This is a genomic window from Gordonia amicalis (assembly GCF_022059885.1).
Taxonomy (GTDB): Bacteria; Actinomycetota; Actinomycetes; order Mycobacteriales; family Mycobacteriaceae; genus Gordonia; species Gordonia amicalis.
This window is the reverse complement of record NZ_CP091855.1, coordinates 265279-286875: the sequence shown is the minus strand read 5'-3', so window position 1 is coordinate 286875 and position 21597 is coordinate 265279. Positions and strand designations below refer to the sequence as shown.

The 21597-nt window shown below is 68.2% G+C and carries 20 protein-coding genes; 9 read left to right on the top strand and 11 right to left on the bottom strand.

The window, feature by feature from the left end:
- Position 1 precedes the first annotated feature (1 nt).
- From thiS to IHQ52_RS01320, 5 genes are all read left to right on the top strand, one after another.
- Entirely contained in the window at positions 2 to 202 is a 201-nt protein-coding gene (gene thiS / locus IHQ52_RS01340) for a sulfur carrier protein ThiS (protein ID WP_006436721.1), read from the top strand.
- The gene (thiG, locus tag IHQ52_RS01335) at positions 195 to 1016 is read left to right on the top strand and encodes a thiazole synthase (protein WP_024497405.1); all 822 of its coding nucleotides are present in this window, start codon (positions 195 to 197) and stop codon (positions 1014 to 1016) included. The genes thiS and thiG overlap by 8 nt, the downstream gene beginning before the upstream one ends.
- 64 nt (positions 1017 to 1080) lie before the next feature.
- Positions 1081 to 2049 carry an ABC transporter ATP-binding protein gene (locus IHQ52_RS01330; RefSeq protein WP_024497404.1) on the top strand — a complete coding sequence of 323 codons (969 nt, stop codon included), beginning with the start codon at positions 1081 to 1083 and terminating at the stop codon, positions 2047 to 2049.
- Positions 2046 to 2804: an ABC transporter permease gene (locus tag IHQ52_RS01325; RefSeq protein ID WP_006436718.1), complete on the top strand. Its 759-nt coding sequence runs from the start codon at positions 2046 to 2048 to the stop codon at positions 2802 to 2804. The genes IHQ52_RS01330 and IHQ52_RS01325 overlap by 4 nt, the downstream gene beginning before the upstream one ends.
- Positions 2805 to 2933: 129 nt before the next feature.
- Positions 2934 to 5528 (top strand): LuxR C-terminal-related transcriptional regulator, encoded by a 2595-nt coding sequence (locus IHQ52_RS01320; protein ID WP_238064024.1) that lies wholly within the window; start codon positions 2934 to 2936, stop codon positions 5526 to 5528.
- Here the strand turns inward: IHQ52_RS01320 and IHQ52_RS01315 are convergent.
- From IHQ52_RS01315 to IHQ52_RS01300, 4 genes are all read right to left on the bottom strand, one after another.
- Positions 5516 to 6184, bottom strand: coding sequence for a phosphoribosyltransferase (locus IHQ52_RS01315; protein WP_024497402.1), 669 nt, complete (start codon positions 6182 to 6184; stop codon positions 5516 to 5518). The two genes, IHQ52_RS01320 and IHQ52_RS01315, sit on opposite strands and share 13 nt — an antisense overlap.
- Positions 6185 to 6193: 9 nt before the next feature.
- A complete protein-coding gene (locus IHQ52_RS01310; RefSeq protein ID WP_182155995.1) occupies positions 6194 to 6655 on the bottom strand; it encodes a nuclear transport factor 2 family protein in 462 nt (153 codons plus the stop codon).
- Positions 6652 to 7518: an SCO6745 family protein gene (locus IHQ52_RS01305; RefSeq protein ID WP_024497400.1), complete on the bottom strand. Its 867-nt coding sequence runs from the start codon at positions 7516 to 7518 to the stop codon at positions 6652 to 6654. The genes IHQ52_RS01310 and IHQ52_RS01305 overlap by 4 nt, the downstream gene beginning before the upstream one ends.
- Before the next feature lie 61 nt (positions 7519 to 7579).
- Complete coding sequence (locus tag IHQ52_RS01300; RefSeq protein ID WP_024497399.1) at positions 7580 to 8704, bottom strand: hypothetical protein; 1125 nt, start codon at positions 8702 to 8704, stop codon at positions 7580 to 7582.
- A 233-nt stretch (positions 8705 to 8937) separates the two neighbouring features.
- Here IHQ52_RS01300 and IHQ52_RS01295 point away from each other — a divergent pair, with 233 nt between their 5' ends.
- The 4 genes from IHQ52_RS01295 (at position 8938) to IHQ52_RS01280 (ending at position 13477) form a co-directional block, all read left to right on the top strand.
- Positions 8938 to 10122: an ATP-grasp domain-containing protein gene (locus tag IHQ52_RS01295; protein WP_182155997.1), complete on the top strand. Its 1185-nt coding sequence runs from the start codon at positions 8938 to 8940 to the stop codon at positions 10120 to 10122.
- A 143-nt stretch (positions 10123 to 10265) separates the two neighbouring features.
- Positions 10266 to 10469 (top strand): hypothetical protein, encoded by a 204-nt coding sequence (locus tag IHQ52_RS01290; RefSeq protein WP_006436711.1) that lies wholly within the window; start codon positions 10266 to 10268, stop codon positions 10467 to 10469.
- A 110-nt stretch (positions 10470 to 10579) separates the two neighbouring features.
- The gene (locus IHQ52_RS01285) at positions 10580 to 12160 is read left to right on the top strand and encodes an MFS transporter (protein ID WP_024497397.1); all 1581 of its coding nucleotides are present in this window, start codon (positions 10580 to 10582) and stop codon (positions 12158 to 12160) included.
- Between the two features lie 54 nt (positions 12161 to 12214).
- Positions 12215 to 13477: an oxygenase MpaB family protein gene (locus IHQ52_RS01280; RefSeq protein ID WP_024497396.1), complete on the top strand. Its 1263-nt coding sequence runs from the start codon at positions 12215 to 12217 to the stop codon at positions 13475 to 13477.
- Here IHQ52_RS01280 and IHQ52_RS01275 read toward each other — a convergent pair.
- From IHQ52_RS01275 to IHQ52_RS01245, 7 genes are all read right to left on the bottom strand, one after another.
- On the bottom strand, positions 13429 to 14061 hold the full coding sequence (locus IHQ52_RS01275) for a pyridine nucleotide-disulfide oxidoreductase (RefSeq protein WP_182155999.1): 633 nt from the start codon (positions 14059 to 14061) through the stop codon (positions 13429 to 13431). The genes IHQ52_RS01280 and IHQ52_RS01275 overlap by 49 nt on opposite strands.
- Before the next feature lie 185 nt (positions 14062 to 14246).
- Complete coding sequence (locus tag IHQ52_RS01270) at positions 14247 to 14948, bottom strand: TetR/AcrR family transcriptional regulator (protein WP_182156001.1); 702 nt, start codon at positions 14946 to 14948, stop codon at positions 14247 to 14249.
- Positions 14949 to 14992: 44 nt separating this feature from the next.
- Entirely contained in the window at positions 14993 to 15733 is a 741-nt protein-coding gene (locus IHQ52_RS01265; RefSeq protein ID WP_024497393.1) for an ABC transporter ATP-binding protein, read from the bottom strand.
- The gene (locus IHQ52_RS01260) at positions 15730 to 16623 is read right to left on the bottom strand and encodes an ABC transporter ATP-binding protein (RefSeq protein WP_024497392.1); all 894 of its coding nucleotides are present in this window, start codon (positions 16621 to 16623) and stop codon (positions 15730 to 15732) included. Before IHQ52_RS01260 ends, IHQ52_RS01265 begins: the two co-directional genes overlap by 4 nt.
- Complete coding sequence (locus IHQ52_RS01255) at positions 16616 to 18622, bottom strand: ABC transporter permease (RefSeq protein ID WP_006436704.1); 2007 nt, start codon at positions 18620 to 18622, stop codon at positions 16616 to 16618. The genes IHQ52_RS01260 and IHQ52_RS01255 overlap by 8 nt, the downstream gene beginning before the upstream one ends.
- A 149-nt stretch (positions 18623 to 18771) precedes the next feature.
- Positions 18772 to 20040: an ABC transporter substrate-binding protein gene (locus IHQ52_RS01250; protein ID WP_081598233.1), complete on the bottom strand. Its 1269-nt coding sequence runs from the start codon at positions 20038 to 20040 to the stop codon at positions 18772 to 18774.
- A gap of 341 nt (positions 20041 to 20381) precedes the next feature.
- Positions 20382 to 21545 carry a phosphatase PAP2 family protein gene (locus tag IHQ52_RS01245; RefSeq protein WP_024497390.1) on the bottom strand — a complete coding sequence of 388 codons (1164 nt, stop codon included), beginning with the start codon at positions 21543 to 21545 and terminating at the stop codon, positions 20382 to 20384.
- Positions 21546 to 21597: the final 52 nt, after the last annotated feature.

Genomic DNA, 21597 nt, shown 5'->3' with positions numbered 1-21597 from the left:
CGTGACCATCACCGTGAACGGAGAGAACCTCGACGTCGGCGACGACGTGTCGGTGGGGGACGTCGTCGCCCGCCTCGGCCTGCCGGACCGGGGGATCGCGGTGGCGGTCGACGGTGCGGTCGTCCCGCGCGGACAGTGGTCGCAGCACACGATGACCACGGGCGCGGTCGTCGAGATCGTGACAGCGGTGCAGGGTGGCTGAGTCCGAGGTCGTCGACGTCGCCGGCGGTTCCGACGCCGACCCGCTCCGGATCGGCGGCCGCGAGTTCTCTTCTCGTCTGATCACCGGAACCGGTGGCGCGACAAACCTCGCGAGCCTGGAGCGGGCCCTCGTGGCGTCGGGAACCGAACTCACGACCGTGGCGGTACGTCGCGTCGACGCCGCGTCCGGGACCGGTGTCTTCGACCTGCTGCGCCGTCTCGGCATCGCGGTCCTGCCCAACACCGCCGGCTGCCACACCACCGCCGAGGCGGTGCTCACCGCGCAGCTGGCCCGGGAGGCGTTCGAGACGAACTGGGTGAAACTCGAGGTGGTGGCCGACGAGCGCACCCTGATGCCGGATGCCGTCGAACTCGTGGACGCCGCGGCCTCGTTGGTGGCCGACGGCTTCGTGGTGCTCGCCTACACCAACGACGACCCGGTTCTCGCCGCGCGACTCGCCGACCTCGGTGTCGCCGCGGTGATGCCGCTCGGTTCGCCGATCGGCACCGGACTGGGAATCCTCAACCCGCACAACATCGAGATGATCGTCGACCACTGTGCGACCGCCTCCGACGACCCGCTCCCGGTCATCCTCGACGCGGGTATCGGTACCGCCAGCGATGCGGCCCTCGCCATGGAACTCGGTTGTGACGGGGTGCTTCTCGCGACCGCGGTCACACGTGCGGAGAATCCCGAGCGGATGGCCTCGGCGATGCGGCATGCGGTGATCGCGGGCCGCCTCGCGGCGCGGGCAGGGCGGATTCCCAAGAGGTTCTGGGCGCAGGCGTCGTCACCGATGCCCGATCACGCGTGACCCGAATCGAGTTCTCGGCGAGAGGAGCCATCCCGCTCGAAGGGCGGGCGGCTATGGTCGTGTCGTGTTGCGGGTAACGAATCTGACCAAGGACTTCGGGAGTCAGCGCGCGGTCGACGATCTCACGTTCGAGGTGAACCCGGGACGGGTCACCGGCTTTCTGGGGCCCAACGGCGCGGGTAAGTCGACGACGATGCGCATGATGCTGGGTCTCGACCGCCCCACTTCGGGGACCGCGACCATCAACGGCGTGCAGTACCGCGACCTCGACCATCCGCTCCGTCAGGTCGGTGCGTTGCTCGACGCACACTGGGTTCACCCCAACCGCACCGCGCGGTCACATCTGCGGTGGCTCGCGGCGAGCAACCGGATTCCGGTGTCCCGGGTGGACGAGATGCTCGAGACGGTCGGACTGACGTCGGTGGCCCGCAAACGGGCCGGCGGATTCTCACTCGGCATGTCGCAGCGGCTCGGACTGGCCGGTGCGCTCCTGGGCGACCCGCACACCCTGCTGTTCGACGAACCGGTCAACGGGCTCGATCCCGAGGGCATCGTCTGGATACGCGGGTTCATGCGGCAGTTGGCCGCCGAAGGACGCACCGTACTCGTCTCCAGCCACCTGCTGACCGAGATGTCGCTCACCGCAGACCATCTCGTGGTCATCGGGCGTGGACGACTGATCGCCGACTGTTCGGTCGGCGAGTTCACCGGAAGGGCACGGCAGTCGGTGCGGGTGCGCGGACCCGAACTCGAGAGGTTGCACACCGCCTTGGTGGAGGCCGGACTCGCGCCGGCACCGGGTGCGCCCGACGCCCAGGGGCGGCCGGTGATGCGGGTGCCCGACACGACGACCGACCGGGTCGGTGACATCGCGGCGGCGACCGGTGTGACGCTGCACGAACTCGCCGCCGAGTCGGCCTCGCTGGAGGAGGTGTTCATGTCGATGACCGCACACGCCGTCGACTATCACGGGGGCGACGGTTTCCGGCCCGTCGAATCCGGTTCTCCCACTCCGGAAGGGGGGCGGCGATGATCGGCCCGGCGCTTGCGGCGATCGACGCCGAACGCATCAAACTGACGAGCACCCGGTCCCCGTACTGGTGCCTGGCGATGGTGGTCGTGTTCGGCATCGGCGTTGCGGCGCTGCTCGGTTGGCTGCTGTCCGGTGGTTATGCCGACCCCGCGTCGGTCGACACCCGGACCATCGACTATCTGGTCGGCGTGAACCAGTTCGGCGTGGCGATCTTCGCGATCATGGCCGTCCTCGGTGTCACCACCGAATACCGATTCGGCACCATCCGAACGACTTTCGCCGCGACCCCCCGACGGCCGCTGGTGATTCTCGCGAAGACCGTGGTGTTCGGCGGTCTCACTTTCGTGGTGGCAGCGGTCGTGGGTCTCCTCGGGGTGGTCCTGGGGCAGGCGCTCACCGGCAACGGCATCGCGCTCGGTGGGCCGGACACCGTACGACAGCTCTGGGGCACGCCGGTGTTCGCGATGCTGTGTGCGCTGATCGGGCTCGCGGTGGGTGCGCTGGTCCGGCATTCCGCCGGCGCGGTGGCCATCGTGTTGGGCTGGATGTTCGCGTTCGAACGCATCCTCTCGGTGCTCCCGCGCATCGGTGAGAACATCACGCCGTTCCTGCCCTTCCTCAACGGGTGGAACTTCCTGTCCGGTGGGAACGACACCTTTCACTGGAATGCCCTTGGCTCGCTGGTGTACTTCGCCACGTTCACCGCGATCCTCTTGTCGATCGCGATCATCGTGACCAATGCCCGGGATGCGTGATTCGCGGACTTGACGGCCCCACCGTCCGCCACAAGCGCGGGGGGAACACGGCATTGCGCGTCCTGCTGACATGTCCATGACGATTCGTCAGAGCACGCGGAGCTCCGGTGCGGACTAAAATCCCCTGTCATGTCCACCACGTGGCCGCTGGTCGAGCGCGAGCGCGAATTCCGCACGATCCTCGCTGCGCTCAGTGGGAAGACGAGCGGATGCGGAGTCGTGCTCACCGGCGATTCGGGGGTGGGCAAGACCACCCTCGCCCGGCATGCCACCGCCGAACTGCCGACCGGCGTGCGGTGGGTGGCCGGGACGGAGTCGGCGCGATCGATTCCGCTGGGGGTCTTCGCCCATCTCGTCGGACCCGCGACGTCGAGCGATCCGGTCAGCTATCTGGCGGCAGCCCGGGAGTCACTGCTCGCCGACGGTGACGTCGTCATCGGCGTCGACGATGCGCACCTGCTCGACGAGTTGTCCGCGACCCTGCTGCACCAGCTCGCGATCGATCGGGCGGTGCACATCGTGGCGACCGTCCGTAGCGGTGAAGCGGTGCCCGATGCCGTGACGTCGCTGTGGAAGGACAACCACCTCACCCGTATCACGTTGTCGCCGTTCACCAAAGAGCAGAGTGTCGAGCTGATCGAATCGGTCCTCGGCGGGCAGCTGGAGGAACATTCGGCCACCCAGATGTGGGAGGCGTCCGGTGGGAACGCACTGTTCCTGAGGCATCTCGTGGACGGTGCCCGGGAGGCGAACACGCTGCGACAGGTCAACGGGGTCTGGCAGTTGCGCGGGCGCGCCGCGATCACCTCCGAACTCGCATCGTTGCTCGAGGGACGCATCGAACAACTGGACGCCTCGGTTCTCAACGCGCTCAAGTACCTGAGCCTGTGCGAACCGCTCGACATCGACGTGCTGGCCGAACTCGCCGGCGAGGAGGCGGTCGAGGAGGCCGAGATCGCCGGACTCGTCCGCATCACGCGGGACGGTCGCCGACTGGATGTGGCCTTCCTCCGTCCGTTGTTCGGTGAGGTGATCCGCCGCCGGCTCGGCCTGGTGTCGTCACGGCGTCTGCGCGGCAACCTCGTCGAGGCGCTGAGGTCGCGTCCCACCAACACCCCTGCCGAGCGGATCAGGCTCGCCGACCTCGCCATCGAGAGCGACGTCGACATCGACCTGTCGCTCGTCCGGACCGCGGCGAGTGATGCCCTGAAACTCGCGCAGACCTCGCTCGGCGAACGGTTCGCGCGGGCGGCCCTGGACGAGGGTGCCGGGGTCGACGTCGCCGAACTGCTTGCCCGCGCCCGGATGTGGCAGGGCCATCCCGACGAGGCCGAGGAGATCCTCTCGGGGTTCTCGCCGGGCGATCTCGACGAGGGAGAACTCCTGCTGTGGGGGAACCTGAGAATCGGAAATGCCTTCTGGGCGCTGGGCGACGCCGACCGCGCCGACGAGATCCTGCAGATGCTGCGCACGCGGGACATGCGGCCGGCGCTCGTCCCGATCGTCACCGGTATCGCCTCGGCATGCGCGCTGTTCGAGAACCGCATCGGTGAGGCGATCTCGCTCTCGGACAGCGTCTTCGCCGAGAAGCGGAAGCTGCCCTGGGCGATCGAATGGGCGGTGTTCGGCGGCAGTCTCGCCAGGGCGGTCGCGGGCCGCGGGAACGAGGTGGAGGCCCTCGCCGCGCACTCGCGGGAGGTGGAGGTCGATGGTCTGCTCCGATTCCCGACCGGCTTCGGCGAGATCCTCGCCCTCACGCTGAGCGGTCGGCTCGACGACGCGGATGCGGCGGCCGGGCGGTTCATGACGGCCGCGCAGACCGCGCAGTACCTGGGCTGGGCGATGTCGGAGATTCTCGTTGCCGCCGTGGAACTCTCGCGCGGTGCATGTGTCTCCGTGACCCGGCGGATGGAGCAGACCCTCGCGATCCTGGACAGCGGGAAGTTCTCCGAGTCGTGGAACTTCCCGGCTCACATCTTTCTGATCCAGGCGCTGAGTGCGCTCGGTCAGGCCGACCGTGCCGCCGAGGTCCTGGAGAAGGCGCGGGCGCGGTACGGCAAGCACGTCGCGATCTTCGGTCCGATGCTCGACATCGCCGAGGCCTGGCAGTCGGTGGCCGCCGGAACCATCTCACGAGCAGTCGCGCTGGTTCACCGGACAGCGGAAGAAGCAAGGGAGTCGGGACAATTCGCCGTCGAGGCGGAGGCACTGCACTCCGCGGCCCGGTTCGGCGATGCCGGCGTCGCCGAGCGTCTCACCGAACTCGCGGGACTGGTCGACGGTCCGCTGGCGCCGCTCTACGCCCGGCACGCAACCGCTCTCGCCGCCGGCGACGCGGTCGAACTCGACTTGTGCTCAGCCGATCTGGAGGCACTGGGCGTGCGGCTGTCGGCAGCCGACGCGGCCGCGCAGGCGAGTGTTCTGCACGACGCGGCGGGCGCACGGTCGGCGACCGTGGCCTCGGCGGCGTCGGCCAATCGACTCGCGTCGGAGTGCGGCGGACTGCGCACGCCCGCACTGATCGCCGCGGCACAACCGCTCCCGTTGACCGCGCGTGAACGCGAGATCGCGAATCTCGTTGCGGCAGGATTGTCCAACAAGGAGATCGCGCAACGGCTCACGGTCTCGGTACGCACCGTCGAGGGCCACCTCTACCGTGCGTCCACCAAACTGGACGTCACCGATCGTGAGGGCCATCGCCAGGTTGTTGCTCAAGGCCGGTGATCGCGATCCAGACATGCGATCACCTCATCGTCGTCGACCTGACTGAAGTCCTCGTAGGAGAGTCCGACCGCCTCGAACGGTTCGGGCATGGTCAGCACGACGACCTCGTCGACCCCGCGGTCGATGAGCCGGCCGACCGAATCCGACGGTGCCGTGGGCACGGCCACGATCAGCCGCGACGCGCCGGCCGCGTCCAGCGCGTCGATGGCCACCGCCATCGTGGAGCCGGTGGCGAGGCCGTCGTCGACCAGCACCACGACCCGATCTTCGACGTCGACCGGTGGCCGGCCGCTGCGGTAGAGCGCTTCGCGGTCGTGCAGGATGCGGCGTTCCCGGTCGGCGGCCGCGTCGAACTGGGCGGGCGACACCCCGAGTCGCCGGGGCATGTCGTCGTTGACCACCAGATGGCCGGCGGTGAGGGCCCCCATCGCGAACTCCGCATGCCCCGGTGCCCCGATCTTGCGTACCACCAGGGCGTCGAGATCGCCGTCGACCGCATCGGCGACCTCGCGTGCCACCGGCACACCGCCGCGGGCCAGTCCGATCACCACCGGCCTCGCCGTGCGGGTGTCGGGGCGTGCCCGCAGTACCTCGGCGACCCGCTCACCCAGGGCTCGTCCCGCCGCCACCCGGTCGGAGAAGACACGCTCAGACATGTCACGTCCTTAAATTCGCACGGCCGGGCCGACCTCGAGCGCGAAGCTCGGCAGGTCGGCCAGTCCGATGGTGGCCTCGTAGGTGCGGTCGTAGCCGGTGGCGCTGATGCGCCAGCCGTCCTCGGTCCGGCGGTAGGTGTCGTCGTAGAAGGCGGCGCCGATCAGCATGAACGAGAAGTCCACGACGATCACCCGGTCTTGCAGATACCAGCGGCCGCGGGCGGTGTCGCCGGAGATCTCGATCTCCGGGTGGGACACGCGGTGCTCGGCGATGACCGACGGCCCGACGTTGGCCTCCATGTATCCGACGAGTTCGTCCCGGGTGCCGAAGGACAGCGTCCCGCCGTAGTTGCCGGTCACGTCCGCGGTGAGCGTCGAGGCGAACGTGGTCCAGTCTTTGGTGTCGAGTGCGCGCAGGTACCGGTACTTGAGGCTCTCGATCTCGCGCACATCCTCGGCGTGGCCACTCATCTGCGCCTCGTTCCGGGCAGGACCCCGGCGCCGATCACGGCCTTGACGATCGGACGGGTCCGCTCGAGCAACTCGGCGGTGCCGGCCCACCGGGATTCACCCGCGGCGTCGGTGGTCGCCTCGATGTCGTCGTACACCGCGGCGCCCTGTGCCGTGAGGCGATGACCGTCGTCGACGCGTTCGGCGAGGCCTGCTTCCACGAGCCGGTCGACGCTGTCCTCCCAGTCCTGTTCGGAGTAGCCGCGGGTGAGCAGCACGACGCGTTTGCCCATGACCCGGCGTTTCACCTCCGGATCGGGCAGCTGGGCCTCATGGAAGACCGCCGCGTCGAATCCGTTGAGTCCGTGGAGGACGAGGGCCGCGATGTGGTTGTCGCCTCGCCACTCCCGCAGGATCGCGGTCGCCTGCCACAGCCGCAGGCGCGGCGTGTCCGGGATCGGTGCCGAAGCCCACGCGGCCGTCAGGGGACGACCGCCGAGCGGCAGGCCGGCGGCGAGTTCGGTGTACTCGGAGGCGAGTTCGTCGAGCAGGGCGTCGTCGGCGGAATCGCCCAGGATCTCTCGCAGGGAATCGTCGAGCATCGCGTGGCGACGTTCGTGGACGCGGTCGAGACCGGCGTCGATCGCGGCGTTCCACGACTTGGCGATCAGTTCGGGGTTGAAGTTGTAGAAGGCGGCGGAGACAACCGGGGCGGCGCAGGGACCGAGTGGAGCTCCGCGGGCGCCGACGTAGAACGCGTGGCCGTCGAGACCGGTGTCCTCTTGTGCCCGGCCGAGTCCCGGGTTGAAGTAGGCGAGGACGTGGAAGGGTTCGAGGGTCTCGTAGGCGAGGCGGGCGAGCGACTCCGTCGCGGTGGGCGTCATCACCCCACCATCTCCACCGGTGGAACGGGTGTCAACCATCTGGTGGGGAGACACGTCCCGATCAGTTGCGCTGCGAGTCCCGTGTGCCGGCGGACCGGTGGTCGGACCCGGGGTCACCCGGGTGCGGCTCGACGGCCTCGGCGAGCGGGCCGGGCTCGAACGGATCCCGGCGAAAGTCCTCTTCGAAGGCCTCTGCTTCGAACTCATCGGCATCGAAGTCGTCGGGAAGCCCGTCGGTTTCTTCCTCCGGCTCCTCGCGGCCGCGGCGCCAGCCGCCCTTCATCGGCGGGGCCTCGCCGAGGTGATCGGGGTCGACCGAGCCGTACCAGGCAACCAGCACGGCGCCGATGACCGCGCCGACGAAGCCGAGGATGGCCAGCCAGCCGAGTCCCGGCTTGGCGGTGTCCTCGAGGAACACCACGCCCACGAGGCTCGGGCCGGCGGTCTCGCCGACCACCAGCACTGCGGTCACACCGTTGACCGCACCCAGTTGCAGGGCCACGGTCTGGACGTAGAAGCCGACCGCGCCCGCCGTGGCGATCGTCCATGCCGCCGGGTCGGTCAGGAGGGCGACGGGATCGAACGGTTCGACGCCGTCGAGGATGCGCACGGCGATGGCGATGATGCCGAACAGCAGACCGGCCGCGGCACCGCCGGCGATGGCGGCCGCGGCCGAACCGAGGTTGTAGACACCGACGAGGGCGAACGCACACAGCGCGAGGGTCGCGAGGAACAGGCCCCAGTGGAAGCCGATCTCTTCACCGCCGCCGGTGTGGTGCGACGACGAGACACCGAGAAGGCACAGCGACATCACGACGAGCCAGATGGCGACCCATTCGCGCGTGTGCAGCGCGATGTTGAGGATGATCGTCCCGAGGAGTGCCGTGACGACGAGGTTCGCGGACACGATGGTCTGCGACAGGAACAGCGGGAGGAACCGCGCGGCGAGCGCTCCACCGGCAAAACCGATGACGACCATCGTGGTGCCGAGGATGAAGGCGGGATCGACGAAGGTGGACATCGTCGAGGAGATGGTGGGGGCACCGGTCCCGGTGGTGATGCCCTTGCCCTCCTCGGCGGCCGTCGCGGCGACCCGGCGCGCGCCGAGCGCACGGAGAACCGTCGACATCCCGTAGGCGACGGCGGCAAGGCATGCGGCGATGACCCCGACCACGAACAGTTGCATGCCACCTCCAACCCGGTCCGGACGCCCGGTCTCGCCGAACATCCGGTCCGTCGTCCAGCCCGACCGCGTGCCACCACACGTCCGACCGGTCCGAAGAGACCGGTCGAGCGCAAACTAACAGGTCGAACCGACAGATCGGTACCGAATATTCCCGCGGTGTCCGAATTCCGTTCAACAGGCACGGGAACCGAGGCGTCGCGCCCGGGCACCCGGTACCCCCTACACTCTGTCGAGTGGACAGCGCCGGACGAGCTCATGTACTGATCACTTTCGGTCGGTCGTTCCTCTCCCTGGAACTCGCACGGCTCATGGCCGCGGGTGGCCACCGGGTGACGACCGTCGATTCGGTGGCCGTCGCGATCAGCAGATTCTCCAACGGGGTGAGCGACTTCCACCGTGTTCCGCCGCCGAAGTTCGAACCGCTCGCGTACTGTCGTGCGCTCGCGCGGATCGTCGAGGAGAACGACGTCGACATGGTGATCCCGGTCCACGAGGAGACCGACATCATCGCGATGCTCGCGGACTTGTTTCCGCCGCGATGCCGGCTCTTCCTCTCCGATTTCGACATCGAGAACCGGCTGCACCACAAGTACGAATTCCAGGAACTGCTCGTCGAACTCGGAATCCCGACGCGCAAGTTCGCGCGGGTCGCCGGACCAGAGGACGCCGGATCGCTCGATTTCGACAAGCCCTTCGCGCTCAAGCGGTCTTGCTCGCGCGGTTCGCAGAAGGTGCACAAGGTGCAGCCCGGGGATCCGCTGACCTGGCTCGAGCACGACGAGCAGAACCCGTGGGTCGCGCAGGAGTGGATCTCGGGCGACAAGTACTGCACCTACTCGGTGTGCCACGAGGGCCGGATCTACGCGCACGCCACCTATCCGGTCGACTACGCCATCGACGGCAGTTCATGTCTGAACTTCCGGTCCGTCGACCATCCGCGCATCCAGGCGTGGGTCGCCGACATCGTCGAGCGAGTCGACTTCACCGGGCAGATCGGCTTCGACTTCATCGAGGACGGCCCTGACAAGGACCTGTTCTGCATCGAGTGCAATCCGCGCGCGACGAGTGGGATCATGATGTTCTCCCCGGGCGACGGCGTGGACCGCGCCTTCCTCGGCACCTCCGATCCCGACACCGAGATCATCACCCCCGCAACGGATGTCGACCGGATGATCGGACTCGGGATGATGCTCTACGGCTGGCGTGCCCCCTCCCGAAACGGCAGGTCCCTCCGCCAGTTCATCCGCGACTTCCGCGGGGCATCGGATGTGATCACCCGGCCCGGCGACCAGATGCCGGCGGTGATGCTCCCGTTCGCATACGCGGGCATCCTGCGCAGCTGTGCGAAGTACCGGGTCGGACTCGCCGAGGGGTTCATGCACGACCACGAGTGGGACGGTCTGCGCATCAGCCTCTGAGCCCGGTCCTCCTCGAATGTCCCCAAGATGTGGGACGCGATCGGGCACGCCGCGGCGTAGACTCAGGACCCAGCACCACCTGCGGCGATGGGTCACGTGAGCAGGTCTCGGTGCGGGGGAAATGTGCTCGAGGGGGCTCAATCATGAACAAGTCAACGATCACCCGTCGTCTGACCGTCGGTGCCGCAACGGTGGCCGCGGTGTGCACACTCGGACTCGCCGGAGTGCCGGCGGCGTCGGCTGCGCCCGCCCAGTCGCCACCGATCCAGCCGCAACAGGCCGTCGGTTCGCTGGCGATCTGCCTGGACATTCCGCTCGGCTCCTTGTCGTTCAGCGTCTGCATCTGACACACGACGATCCCGTCCCCGGGCTGTTCGGTGCCCGGGGCGTGGCAATTCCGTGCCGCTGACGCGTGGAAGCCCTGCTCGGGCAGTGCTTCCGCACGTACGATTCACCGATGACGTCGACGACGCCCGAGGTCGAAACAGGCACGGCACCGGCACGCGCGCGTGCGATTCTCATCGCGCTGATCCTCGTCGCGGGCGTGGCCAACATCAATCTCGCGGTCGCCAACGTCGCTCTGCCCGACATCGGCAAGGATCTCGACGCCAGTTCGACGCAACTGAACCTGATAGCCGTCGGGTACTCGCTGGGCCTCGCCGCATCGGTGTTGTACTTCGGTGCGCTGGGAGATCGCCACGGCCGCAAACGAATGCTCGTCTTCGGCATGGCACTGTCGATCCCGGCGTCGCTCGTGGCCGGGCTCGCGCCCACCATCGAGGTCCTCTTCGGTGCCCGCCTGGTCGGCGGTATCGCTGCGGGCCTGGCCTTCCCGACGACCCTCGCGGTGATCACCGCCCTGTGGTCGGGACCCAGGCGCACCAGGGCGATCGCCGCCTGGTCGGCATTCGGCGGGGCGATCTCGGCACTCGGCCCGTTGATGTCGGGTGCGCTGCTCGAGGTGTTCAGCTGGCACGCGGTGTTCCTGGTGACCCTGCCGCTGGCCGTTCTCGCGTTGGCGGCGGCGTGGCGGCTGGTGCCCACCGACACCGGTGACGAGGCGGCGGTCGTCGACAACCTCGGCGGTGTCGTCTCGATCGTGATGGTCGGCGCGCTGGTCCTCGCGATCAACTTCGCGCCCAACGGAGATCAGCGGCTCCAGGTCTACATCCTCGCTGTGATCGCGGTCGTCGCCGGTGCCGGATTCGTGTGGCGGCAACTGCGCGTGCGTGTTCCGCTCTTCGACCTCCGGATCGCGGCCCGACGCACCTTCTGGGTCGCCGCGGTCGGCGGGCTCATCGTCTTCGGCACGCTGATGGGCGCGATGTTCATCGGGCAGCAGTACATGCAGAACGTGCTCGACTACTCGACCCTCGCCGCCGGCGCGACGATCCTGCCCGCCGCAGGTGCGATGGTCATCGTCGCGCCGCAGTCGGCCAAACTCGTGCAGAGCATGGGATCGCGGTTCACCCTGCTGTCCGGTTGCGCCTTCATCGTGGCCGGGCTCGTGTTCGCGATGCTGACCTGGGACACCCACGCCCACTTCTGGCACGTCGGCCTCGTCTACGTCCTCGTGGGTGTCGGTGTGGGACTGGCCGGGACCCCGGCCTCGCAATCGCTCACCGGATCGGTTCCCGTCCAGCGGGCGGGCATGGCGTCGAGCATGTCGGATCTGCAGCGCGACCTCGGCGGGGCCATCCTGCAGTCGACACTCGGTGCCATCCTGACCGCCGGCTACGCGAACCAGCTGCGGGAGACCATCGCCGCATCGCCGCAGGCCGACCAGATCACCGAGCAGACCGAAACCGCACTCACCAAGTCCTTCTCCAGCGCCGAGGTGCTGGCCGAACGCTATCCGCAGTACGCCGACCAGATCATCGGTGCCGCCCGAGACGCCTTCGTGCACGGAGACAACCGCGCCTACGGCGCCGCCGCGGCCATCGTGCTGGCGGGCGCCGCGATCGTGTTCTTCTTCTACCCGAAGCACGACGGCGAGCGCGCGGCGATGGCGGAGTATGCGAAGCAGCGCAGTCTGTGAGCCGTCATCCGGAAAGTCTTCGGAAAGTGGCAACGCCCGTGTTCTCATTACTCCATGGAATCGATCCCGTCTGATCTGGTGAATGCCGACCTCGCGGTGCAGCGCTATGGCGAGGCCGGGCGGGTCTGGCTCGACCAGATGTGGCTCGCCGATCCCCTCGCCGACGCGGTCGCGGCCGACTCGCACCCGGGCGGGTCGACGACCTCCGTGCTGCGGAACGCACTCGCGCACGGGATCTCCTCGCTCGACGAGTCCACCGATTCCATGCGCGCGCTGTTCGCCTTCCTCGACGACGAGCCGGCCTGGGCCGAGCACGACCGGATGGCCCGGGCCGCAGATGCGCTCATCGTCAACACCGCACCGCTCGGCATCGTGCTGGGTGCGGCATCACTGGTGCGCGGAGCGGGGAACACCATCGCCGCCAAGCCGCTCGCGATCACCGGGCGCTACGTGTCGCAGCCGGCGATGCGGTCGGTGGAGGTCGGGGAGTGGCTCAGCCAGGTCATCACGCCGGGCGGGATGCGCCGCGACGGAGACGGTTTCGCGTACACCGTGCGGGTCCGAATGATCCACGCGCATGTTCGGCAGATGCTGTGGAAGCGGGGCGACTGGGACGAAAAGGACTGGGGTGTACCGATTCCACAGCCGTACATGGCCTTCACGATCGCCGAGTTCGGGCACATCGCGATCGACGCCATGCACACCCTCGGGGTCCGGTTCACCGATCGGGAGCTCGAGGACATCTACCATCTCTGGCGTTACGTCGGGCATGTCGTCGGCATGAGTCCAGAACTGAATCCGAGCTGCGAGGCCGATCATGTCCGCATCGAGGAGCTGTATCGCCTGACGTCGCCGGGACCCGGACCCGACGATCACGACTTCGTGGTCGCGCTCACCGAGGACTATCTCGTCCCGGAACTCGCCAACGTGCTCCCCGGCCCGCGTGTCCTGCGAAACCGGTTGGCCACCACCGTCATGTACGGGTTGCAGCGGGTGTTCATCGGCGACCAGGACGCGGACGCCCTGGGTATCCCGGACGGGACGATCAAGCACGTTCTCGGTCGGGTCGGCCCGGCCCTCGCGTTGGCCGGCTCGGCGCAGCGCCGGGGTGGCGCACGGCGAGCCCGTGCGCGGATCGAGAAGGCCTATCGCGTGCGTGATGCGGAGATGGCTCGGATGCGCGCCGACTACCGGGTCGGTCACGGACTGGTCGACGCGGCGGCGAACTCCGCATCGTCGGGCCAGCCGCCGATGGCCGAACCGGCGACTCAGCCGCCGAATTCGCCTGCGGCGGTGACATCCTCGGTCAGGCAGTAACCGATCGACGCCGGCTGCGTGAATGTCCACCTGGTCTGATCCCCGGGGCAGGTGATCGATCCGTCGCCACGGCTGACCGTCTTGGCGATGATCGTGGTCTCCACCGGCGAGGTGCTGCATCCGACCTCGCGGTAGTCGGCGAGGTCTCCGCCGTTGAGTGGGATCTGATAGCAGGTGTCAGTCGCGAAATTCGGTGTCATGCAGAGCTTCTCGTCACCTCCGCTGAAGGTGAGGCTCGAGGTGTAGTCGGCGGTGCATTCCGCACCCGAACTCACCTTGTCGGCGGCGTAGAACGTCAGCCCCTCGGTGCCCTCGCAGTCCTCCTTGGTGGCGACCACCTTGCCGTCGCCTTCCTCCTCACCGATCTGCAGGCACTCGCCGACATCGATGTCGGAAGCCTCCTCGACCGTCTGGGTGCCGACGCTGAAGCTGCACGCCGCAAGGGCACTGAAGCCCAGGCAGGCCACGATGACGGTGGCGCGGCGACCGATCTGCCACAGCGGCCGACGCGGGCCGGGAAGCGGGCCGATCTCCTCGGTCTCGAGCTGATCGGTGTCGGACTGGATGTTCTGCGGACGCGACATGGTGTTCCTCTCCTGGGCGGCCGTGGTCCGGGGGTACCGGGGCGGTTCGACCGCGGGGGTTCGTGTGACAGGAGAAAGAATCGCCCGGCCCGCTTGCGGGAAACTTGGGGTCGACTTGTCCGGGTCTTGGATACGGGCCCGGGACCGGCCGGCGATCGTGCGGGCGACGCCGGGTGATTCGGCTGTCAGCGCTGTTCGAGGGACGCGTCGAGCGCTTGGAGTTGTTCCGGCCGGACGTCCCGGAGTACGGCCATGGTGGCGGTGACCGCGAGGTCACATGCCTCGTCGATGCCGGCGCCGTCGACGATGAGCGCACGGTGCGCGACGTCGAGGCTCATGCCCAGCAGCAGGGACGCGAGCGTGTCCGCGCTTGCCGCGATGTCGGCGCCTTGTTCGGCGTAGTTCTTTCGGAGCCGGGCGGAGATACGCGGTTCGAGCGCCGCGTACAAGCGCCGGTTGCCGCCTCCGCCCTCGCTGTGTCCCATCAGCACGCGGAGGCCCGCGGGGTGATTGCGGGCGTAATCGAACAGGCACCGCACCGAATGGCGGGCACGCGCCCCGTAGGGCATGTCCTCGCTCTCGTCGTAGACGCGGAACATGAACGAGGTGAAGATGTCGAGTTCGCGGGCGATGACGCGTGAGACGAGCTCGTCGCGGGACCCGAAATGGGCGTAGAGGGTCACCCGCGTGGTGCTGCCGCGTTCAGCGATCGAGGTCATGGTCGCGCGGTCGGCGCCCACCTCGCAGGCGGCGTCCAGCAACTCCTCGTCGGTCGGGCGGTTGCGGGTGCTGCGCGCCGGGCGGTCACGCCCGACGCGCCGGCGAGCGGACCCGTCGGTCCCGTTCGCGTTCCGATCGTCGGTGTTCTGATCGTCGGCGATGACCACGTCGTCCCCGGATTCGTCGGTGGTGTCGTTCGTCGCGACCGGTCTCAGGAGGCCTGTTCTTCGATGGTGCGGCCGAAGTACGCGGCCTCCACCTTGTCTCGTCTGCTGCGCAGTTCGGCGGCGCTCGCCGACAGGGCCACCCGGCCGTGATGCAGGACTATCGCCGAGTCGGCGATCCCGAGCGCGAGGTCGATGTGCTGTTCGACGAGGACCACCGCCATCTGGTGTTCGTCGGCGAACGAGCGGAGCCGCGGAAGCAGATCCTGCACGGCCACCGGCGACAGGCCGAGACTCATCTCGTCGATGAGCAGCACCCGCGGACGCGCGAGCAGGGCCTTGGCGAGGGCGAGCATCTGCTGCTCACCGCCGGAGAGGTTGCCGCAGTGCCGCGAACGCATGGTCTTCAGTTTCGGGAAGTACTCGAAGACGGTGTCGAGGTCGGTGCCGTTCTTGCGTTTGGCGAGCCGCAGGTTGTCCGAGACCGACAGCTTGTGGAAGAGACCGCGGGTGTCGGGGACCAGGGTCACGCCGCGGCGCGCGTTGCGTTCGATGTGGTGGTCGATCGGCTCGCCCAGCGCGGTGACGGAGCCCGACATCAGCGGCAGTGCGCCGACGGCGGCGAGCAGGGTCGTCGTCTTGCCGGCACCGTTGGGCCCGAGCAGGGCGAGGATCTCCCCGGGGCGGACCGAGGCACTCAGACCGCGTACCGCCGGCACACCGCCGTACCCGACGGTGATGTCGTCGAGTTCGAGGACCGGCTTTTCGGCGGAGGTGTCGGTGCTCATCGGTTCTCCTCGGGCGCGTCGGTGGGGGAGGGTTGGGTGCCGGTCGCGGGGTCGGATGGGGCACCGGACGAATCCGCCGCGTCGAGTTCGGCGACGACATCCGGGTCGACCTCCGGGCTTCCCAGGTAGGCGGAGATCACCGCCGGGTCGTCCTGGATGGCGGCGGGTGTGCCGCTGGCGATGACCTTCCCGAAGTCGAGCACGTAGAGGCGGTCGCAGACGTCGAGGACCAGCGACATGTCGTGGTCGATGAGCAGGATGCCGATGCCGGTGGCGGCGATGCGCCGCAGTTCGGCGCCGAAGTCACGGCTCTCGTGGGTGTCGAGGCCCGCGGCGGGCTCGTCGAGCAGGACGAGCCTTGTCCCGCCGACCAGCGCCCGGGCGACGCCCACCAACTTCTGTTGTCCCAGCGTGAGTTCGCCGGGCAGCTGATCGGCGGCGTCGCGCAGGCCGACCAGGTCGAGTGCCCGATCGAGGGTCTCGGCGGGCGGCCGCGAACCGTTGACGACGTCGGACAGCATCGCGCGCAGACCGACGGGCTGGACGGCGACGGCCAGGTTCTGGGAGACGGTGAGGTCGGTGAACAGCTCACCGGCCTGCCACGTGCGTGCCATACCCGCTCGCCGCCGACGGTGCGGCGACGCCTTCTCCAGGCGTTCACCGGCGAGTGAGACCGTGCCGGTCGACTTGGTGAACCCGGTGACGGCGTCGACGAAGGTGGTCTTGCCCGCGCCGTTGGGGCCGATCAATCCGACGATCTCGCCGGCGCCGACGGTGATGTCGACATCGGAATTGGCGCTGACGCCGCCATATCGGACGGAGAGCCCGCCGGTTCGGAGCAGCGCGGTCCCGTCCAGGACGGCGGTATCGGATGCGGTGGACTCAGACATGGACACCTGCCTGTGTGCTCTGCGCCGCGCCGGGCGCCTCGGGTTTGGGGTCTGGTTTCCGGTGCCGCAGGGCCCGGATCTTGTCACCGAGTTCCGACGCCGCGCCGGCCACGCCGACGGGGTTGAGCACGGCCATCAGCAGGAGGCTGCCGGCGGCGATGAGTTCGTAGTACTCACCGAGACTGAGGGTCTGGGTGAGGAACACATAGCCGACGCCGAGCGGACCGATGATGCCGGCGATGACGGCGCCGGCGAACGAGGTGATGCCGCCGACGTAGGTCATCGCGAGCAGGGTCAGGCCGATCATGACGGTGAACGAACCGGCCGAGAGCTGGCCGCGGCTGTAGCCGATGAGACAGCCGCCGATGCCGGCGAGGAAGGCCGACAGGGCGAAGCCGAGGAGTTTGGTTGCGGCGACGTTGATCCCGACCGACGCCGCGGCGCGCTCGTTGGAACGGACCGCGAGGAACGCGCGGCCGGTCGAGCCGCCCATGAACCGCAGGACGACGAGGGTGGCGAGCGCGACGACGACGAGGACCATCAGCGCGAACCGAAGGGTGACGAGATTGGTGCCGTCGCGTACACCGAGGTCGATGCCGAAGATCGTCGGGTCGGCGATCATGTTGCCCTCGAATGCCGTGATGGCGGGGTTGTTGAACACGAAACTCTGGATCGCCAGTGCCGCTGCCAGGGTCACCACCGCGAGCTGCGCGCCGCGGATGCGGAGGGCCGGGACGCCGACCAACACGCCGAGACCGGTCGCGATGAGTGCCGCGAACAGCATGCTGAACGGGAACGGCACGTTCCAGTTGGTGGTCAGCTTCGACAGGGCGAATCCGGCGGCTCCGGCAAAGGCCATGGACGCCAACGAGATCTGGCCCAGGTAGCCGGTCAGCAGAACCAGCGACAGGGCGATGAGCGAGAGGATCACCGAGGTGACCACGCCGAACCGCCAGGTGCCGGAGGTGAGCAGGATCGCGATGACGACGGCTGCGATGATCGCGACGGTCGGGATGATCCGGATGCGCGGGATGCGCACCGCCGGCATGCGTACCTCGCCGAGCGATCCGCGCGACGGGATACGGCCGCCGAGGAGGAACAGTGCGACGACGACGATGACGAAGGGCACGGCGTCGCCGAGCCCGGACTGCGCCCATTCCGGCCACCAGCTCTTGGTGGCGAGCCAGGAGATGACCGACTGGAAGGCCCCGAGCACAAGGCCTGCGGCGCAAGCGATCCCGAAGGACGTCAGCCGCCCGACCAGGGCGACGGCGAGCGCGGGGATGACGAAGAACGTGTAGCTCGTGACGGTCAGCCCGATGGTGAACGAGGCGAGCACGACGATCAGACCCGTTGCCACGCCGGTGATCGCCCACACGATGGCGGCGAGACGGTCGGGGGAGTAGCCGGACAGGCGGGCGGCGAGTTCGTCCTCGGACCCGGCGCGCGTCGCGACACCGAGGGTGGTGAGCCGGAAGTAGGCCCACAGCAGCAGGGACACCGCGATGGCGACGCCGGCGAGGATCAGATCGGAGACGTTGACGACGGCACCGCCGATCTCGACGGTGGTTTCCGGCAGGATCGACTGGGCGAAGAGGTTTTCCGTGTCGAAGCGCAACTGGACGAGGGCCTGCAGGAACAACATGAGACCGACCGACGCGACCACCTGCGCCAGCACGGGCGCGTGTCGCAGGGGCCGGAAGACGAGGACATGTGCCAGCAACGCCCAGACCACGGCACTGACCACACCGAGGATCAGTGCCAGTTCCATCGACGTGGGGTTGTCCTCACTGCCGAGACTCACGGTGCCGATGGGCAGGACGAGGCTGCCGTCCGTGCGTAACGCCGCGACGAGATAGACCGAGTAGAGGCCGATGGCGCCCTGGGCGAAGTTGATGATGCCGGTGGCGGCATAGATGCCGACCAGGGATGACGCGAGTACCGAATAGATGGCACCGGCGGCTAGCCCGAGGAAGGCGAACTGGAGGAACTGGCCCATGTGGCGTACTCATTCGTTCGGCGCGTGTGCATCTCACGCGGTCGGATGGCGCGGACGGGTGGACGCGCCACCCGGAGATCGGTTCGTGGAGAGCGGGTGCGGTGGGACGCGCCTCGGGTCGAGGCCCGCCCCACCGCGCGGTGTATCGCTCAGTAGGCGCCCGGGATGCGCTGGAGCGCTGCCGGGAGCGGGGTGATGAAACCGCCGGTGGCGGGCTCGGTCTTCTTGTCACCGACGACGTTGAACAGCAGCATCTCGGTGGTGCAGTTCGGGCTCGTCGTCTTGCCGCAGGTCAGCTTCGGGCCGATGAAGGACTGGTAGTCCTTGATCGCCTTGAGGGTGCGCAGGACGCTCGGCCCGGTGTACTCGGTGAGCTTCGCGTTGCCGACCGTGGTCGCAAAGTCCGCGAGGATCGAGAACGTGCCGTAGGCGTAGAAGCCGGCGGTGCCGTTCTGATCGTCGATGAACTTCTGTGCGGTCTCCAGGTTGCCCTTGACCTCAGCTGGGGTGGCGTCGAGGGCGGGCGGCTGCCAGAACGGAGAGTAGGTCTGTGCGCCGACGGCCTGCGCGCCGAGCGTGTCGATGAAGTCGGTGCACGCGGCCATGAACATGGTCCCCTCGTACTTCACCGAGCGCAGCGACTGTGCGAGCTTGGTGCAGACGTTGTCGTTGGGGGAGGTCATGAGTCCGGCGGCGGCCGGATTGCCCTCGGCGAGCTGGCTGGCCAGCTGCGTGAAGTTGGGGTCGGTCGGCGGGTAGTAGACCGACTTCACGTCGATGCCGAGCTGTGCGCCGAGCGGTTTCATGAGCCCGTCGAAGACCTGGTGGGCCTGGGGCAGGTCCGCGTTCGCCAGGGTCAGTGACGTCTTGCCCTCGGCTTTGAGCTGCTGCATGAAGCCGACGAGGAACGCAGCCGGCGGCGGACCGAAGTACACGCGGTTCGCCGGCGATGCCCCGGTGATGGTGCTGAACGGGATCTGGCCGACCAGCGGGATCTTCGCGGCGGTGAGAATCGGTACGGCGGCGGCGGATTCGGCGTTGAACCCGTCGATCGCGGCGACCACGCCGGCCTCGACGAACTGGTTGGCGCAGGACACCGTCGACTCGGGTGCGGTCTGGTCGATGCCACAGTCGACGATCTCGATGGGACGACCGTTGATGCCGCCGATCTGGTTGTTGATGTAATCGACGGCCGCCTGCTTGCCGGTCGTGACCCCGGGCTGGGTGGCCGGGCCCTTCGAAGGGTTGAACAACCCGACCTTGATCGCTTCGCCGGAGGCCTTGGCGCCGCTGGAATCCGCGGCGGAGCCATCCGATCCGCCGTCGTCGCTGCTACACGACACGACCGAGAAGACGCACGCCGCGGCGACGGCGACCGCCGCCAACCGACCGGCTCTTCGAGAGTTCGACAAACGCATGTTTCGACTGCCTTTCCCGATGATCTCCGGGCACGACGAAGCAGCCCGAGAACGAGGGCATGACGACATCGCCCCGGCGGGGCTTGAGGGTGATTGAGTTCGTTAACCCAGTCGTCGGACTGGGTCCGAGAATCGGCACCGTCCGCCCTGGTCACGGGCGGTGAGTCCCCGTCGGATGTGACGTGGACCACCCGAAAATTAGCCGTATCCTTACGGCGGTGTCAGGCTGTTCCGGCAAACTGGACTCACACTGGTCCAATCGGCACGCCGAACTGGCGCGTTCGGCGAGTTCGCAACGCGCAGTGGGGCAAACGATTCAGTAAGAAAAGTGGAGCGGGTCGTCAGTGAACGGTGACGTCGCCGTCGCGGTCGACGGTCACGCGCGCGGTGTAAGCCCGCACGAGGTCGAGTCGCTGCCAGGAGGCGCGTCCCGGCCGCTGGTCGTCGAGTGGGTACCCGGCGGGATGTGCAGTCGCGACGAGGATCTGACGACGCTGCGCGTCCGACAGCGACGGGAAGGCCGGTGCGATCATGTCGACGGCCTGCTGCGGAACGACCATCCGATGGGTGGGTGAGGCAACGCGACCGAAGCCGTACGTGAGGCGATCGGTGTAGATGTGCCTCGCCTCGGCGTCGGTCAGATACGGGGTGTCCTGCTCGATGCAGATGGGCAACGGGGCGCCGCAACGCCATTCGAGTTCACGACGGATCTCGGCGGCGGACGCGCGGAGCAGCCGGTTGAAGCCCGGGTCGTTCCACCGGTCGGCGGCCGCCGCCTGCCCGACCATCGCGCCCCCGATCACGTCGAGCGGGTAGTGCACACCGAGGACGATGCGGTGATATCCACCCTCGGAAGCGCGTGTGAGGAACTGCGGGGCGAACTCGGGAAGCATCAGCGCGAGAAGGGTTCCCCGCCAGAAGAACATGCCCGCGTGTCCCGAGGGGAAGGACGGATTGGTTCCGAGGGCGTCGTACTCGTTCGCGCCGGCGCGTGTGTACTTCCGGATTCGCGTGGGGGCGACGACGAACGGACGGTCGTTGTCGAACACGTACTTCTCGACGAGTGTCGTGTTGGCGAGGCCGCCACCGCGTGCCAGGTAGTCGCTGAAGATCGCCTTGGTCTTGGGCAGCCGGCCGGCGGTCAGGGCGTCCCGGAAGTGGCGTCCGAGCTGCTGCCCGAACGCATCCGACATCGTCATGAGCGGATCGTCGTGGGCGTCGGTGATGGCGCGTCGCTGCAGGGCGGGGTCGTCGGCTGCAGCCTGGTTGATCGCCACCACCTTGTCGAGGTTCTGCGCCATGATCTCGGGATGGTCCCGGCGCAGCGCGCTGAACGTCTCGATCGGTTGTAGGTAGATGCCGCCGGGGAATGAGGAGACGTCCGACGGGTACAGCCGTGCCAGGTCGCCGATCGGGAACGGCTCCGGTGCGGGTTTCGCGGGTGCGGCCTGCGTGGGGGCGACCAGTGCGGCGGTGGCGGCGACTGCGGCAGCGGTCGCGATCAGCGGCGCCAGCAACCGTGAGAGGGTCCGTCGCCGCGGGCGACGTGCGGAACTG

What these genes read in the sequence shown, in the direction of transcription:
- IHQ52_RS01310 (WP_182155995.1), bottom strand. Translation starts at nt 6,655, where the DNA reads ATGAGTGGCCACGCCGAGGATGTGCGCGAGATCGAGAGCCTCAAGTAC.
- IHQ52_RS01315 (WP_024497402.1), bottom strand. Translation starts at nt 6,184, where the DNA reads ATGTCTGAGCGTGTCTTCTCCGACCGGGTGGCGGCGGGACGAGCCCTG.
- IHQ52_RS01275 (WP_182155999.1), bottom strand. Translation starts at nt 14,061, where the DNA reads ATGTCGCGTCCGCAGAACATCCAGTCCGACACCGATCAGCTCGAGACC.
- IHQ52_RS01265 (WP_024497393.1), bottom strand. Translation starts at nt 15,733, where the DNA reads ATGAGCACCGACACCTCCGCCGAAAAGCCGGTCCTCGAACTCGACGAC.
- IHQ52_RS01325 (WP_006436718.1), top strand. Translation starts at nt 2,046, where the DNA reads ATGATCGGCCCGGCGCTTGCGGCGATCGACGCCGAACGCATCAAACTG.
- IHQ52_RS01250 (WP_081598233.1), bottom strand. Translation starts at nt 20,040, where the DNA reads ATGCGTTTGTCGAACTCTCGAAGAGCCGGTCGGTTGGCGGCGGTCGCC.
- IHQ52_RS01290 (WP_006436711.1), top strand. Translation starts at nt 10,266, where the DNA reads ATGAACAAGTCAACGATCACCCGTCGTCTGACCGTCGGTGCCGCAACG.
- IHQ52_RS01285 (WP_024497397.1), top strand. Translation starts at nt 10,580, where the DNA reads ATGACGTCGACGACGCCCGAGGTCGAAACAGGCACGGCACCGGCACGC.
- IHQ52_RS01260 (WP_024497392.1), bottom strand. Translation starts at nt 16,623, where the DNA reads ATGTCTGAGTCCACCGCATCCGATACCGCCGTCCTGGACGGGACCGCG.
- IHQ52_RS01300 (WP_024497399.1), bottom strand. Translation starts at nt 8,704, where the DNA reads ATGCAACTGTTCGTGGTCGGGGTCATCGCCGCATGCCTTGCCGCCGTC.
- IHQ52_RS01280 (WP_024497396.1), top strand. Translation starts at nt 12,215, where the DNA reads ATGGAATCGATCCCGTCTGATCTGGTGAATGCCGACCTCGCGGTGCAG.
- IHQ52_RS01305 (WP_024497400.1), bottom strand. Translation starts at nt 7,518, where the DNA reads ATGACGCCCACCGCGACGGAGTCGCTCGCCCGCCTCGCCTACGAGACC.
- IHQ52_RS01255 (WP_006436704.1), bottom strand. Translation starts at nt 18,622, where the DNA reads ATGGGCCAGTTCCTCCAGTTCGCCTTCCTCGGGCTAGCCGCCGGTGCC.
- IHQ52_RS01320 (WP_238064024.1), top strand. Translation starts at nt 2,934, where the DNA reads ATGTCCACCACGTGGCCGCTGGTCGAGCGCGAGCGCGAATTCCGCACG.